This window comes from Deltaproteobacteria bacterium (assembly GCA_009929795.1).
In the GTDB taxonomy this organism is placed as follows: Bacteria; Desulfobacterota; Desulfovibrionia; order Desulfovibrionales; family Desulfomicrobiaceae; genus RZZR01.
In genome coordinates this window covers 1-1,987 of record RZZR01000294.1, presented here as the reverse complement: position 1 = coordinate 1,987, position 1,987 = coordinate 1, and the positions used below count along the sequence as shown (strand labels likewise).

The 1,987-nt window shown below is 64.3% G+C and carries 4 protein-coding genes; 3 read left to right on the top strand and 1 reads right to left on the bottom strand.

Annotation, left to right across the window (positions count from 1 at the left end):
- The 3 genes from EOM25_14355 to EOM25_14345 form a co-directional block, all read left to right on the top strand.
- Window positions 1-263: peptide-methionine (S)-S-oxide reductase (locus EOM25_14355; protein ID NCC26357.1), on the top strand; the 263-nt coding region annotated here is incomplete at its 5' end.
- A 129-nt stretch (window positions 264-392) separates the two neighbouring features.
- Complete coding sequence (locus tag EOM25_14350; GenBank protein NCC26356.1) at window positions 393-920, top strand: type 1 glutamine amidotransferase; 528 nt, start codon at window positions 393-395, stop codon at window positions 918-920.
- Window positions 921-928: 8 nt separating this feature from the next.
- Window positions 929-1,315 carry an ACT domain-containing protein gene (locus EOM25_14345; protein NCC26355.1) on the top strand — a complete coding sequence of 129 codons (387 nt, stop codon included), beginning with the start codon at window positions 929-931 and terminating at the stop codon, window positions 1,313-1,315.
- A 24-nt stretch (window positions 1,316-1,339) separates the two neighbouring features.
- Here the strand turns inward: EOM25_14345 and EOM25_14340 are convergent.
- On the bottom strand, window positions 1,340-1,987 hold a 648-nt coding region (locus EOM25_14340; protein NCC26354.1), incomplete at its 5' end, for an amino acid ABC transporter ATP-binding protein.

Genomic DNA, 1,987 nt, shown 5'->3' with positions numbered 1-1,987 from the left:
ATCGGGGCCCACAGTACCGGCCTGGGATATTCTGGACGACCGAGGAGCAGCGCGATCTGGCACTGGACGCGGTCGGACGAATCGAGGTCGAACTCGGCCGTCCGGTGCGGGTGGAGGTGACTCGGGCCGGGACCTTCTACCCGGCCGAGGACTACCACCAGGGCTACGCAGAGAGAAATCCCCTGCGCTATCGAATGTACCGGGCCGGATCGGGACGCGACCAGACCCTGGATCGGATCTGGGGGTCGGGGGACAAGCACTAGCCCGGTCTTTGCTTTCGGTCGGCTCTCGGGTATGGATTGAGTTCAATGCGGTTCCAACTCCAAGTTCGGCCGGGATTTTTCTTGGGTCGGGCCGAGATGCTGGAACGTGAAACGACAAGGAGCGAGAATATGCGATTGAAAAACAAGACCGTGGCCCTCCTGCTGGAGGATCTCTACAACGAGCAGGAGTTCTGGTACCCGTTTTACCGGCTTCAGGAGGAAGGGGCCAAAGTGGTTGTGGCCGGGCCCACGGCCGGAAAGACCCATCACGGCAAAACCGGGCTTGCGGCCACGGCCGGAGCGGCCTTTGGCGATCTTCGGGCCAGTGACCTCGATGGGGTGGTCATACCCGGAGGCTACGCCCCGGACCGCATCCGGCGCAGCCCCGAGGCCTTGGCCCTGGTTCGGGATCTGGATGCCGCGGGCAAGCTCGTGGCCCACATCTGTCACGCAGGATGGGTGCCCATCTCGGCCGGGATCATGAAGGGTCGCACAACGACCTCATATTCGGCCATCAAGGACGATCTGGTCAATGCGGGGGCCCTGTGGGTGGACGAGGCCGTGGTCGTGGACGGGAACATGGTCTCCAGCCGGACCCCGGACGATCTGCCGGACTTCATGCGGGCCGTGATCGAGGTCCTGGCCGGGGGGCGGTGATGGTCGGCGTGGAGGCCCTGGGGGTTCGCGTTCTGCCCGGGCGGTACACGGTCTGTCGGCTCGGAGAGGGGGAACGGCCGGACATGGCTCCTGCCGATGGCCAGGCCTTTGTTTCCGTGTCCTGGGGCTCGGGGGAGACTTCGGTCATCTGTCCGGAAGGCATGGTTCCGGATGGGAGTCTGGTGGAGGAGGGCTGGCGCTGCCTGATGGTTGAGGGCCCTCTGAGTTTCAACATGGTCGGGGTCCTTCGCAACCTATCCCAGGCCCTGGCCGGGGCCGGGATCAGCCTGCTGGCCCAATCGACCTTTGACACGGACTACATCTTGGTCCGGGAGGCCGATCTGGATTCCAGCGTCGAGGCCCTGGTCAATGCCGGGTTCGATGTACAGGAGTGAGGAAGTGCCTGACCTTTTGAGCCCTCAATGCTCCTGGACCCGCTGGAGGAAGTCCCGCAGTCTGGGGTTTTCCGGGTTGGAAAAGAAAACGTCCGGCGGGCTTTCCTCCTGGATGACCCCCTGATCGATGAAGATCACCCGGTCGGCCACCTGGCGGGCAAAGGCCATCTCGTGGGTGACCACGACCATGGTCATGCCTTCTTTGGCCAGCTGGCGCATGACCTCCAGTACCTCGCCGACCAGTTCCGGGTCCAAGGCCGAGGTCGGCTCGTCAAAGAGGATGACCTTGGGTTGGAGGGCCAGGGCCCGGGCGATGGCCACCCGTTGCTTCTGGCCGCCGGAGAGCTGTTCCGGGTAGTTTTTCGCCTTGTCCCGCAGGCCGACCTTGGCCAGCAGGGCCATGCCAAGTTCCTCGGCCCTGGCCCGGGGAACCTTGCGGACCTTGATGGGGCCCAGGGTGACGTTGTCCAGGGTGCTCATGTGCGGGAAGAGGTTGAACTGCTGGAAGACCATGGTCGCCTCGGTCCGCACGGCGTTGATGTCCGTGGACGGGTCCATGATGTCCTGGCCGTCCACGACGATGCGGCCCGAGGATGGCGTTTCCAGACGGTTGATGCAGCGCAGCACCGTGGACTTGCCCGACCCTGACGGGCCGATGATGCAGACCACCTC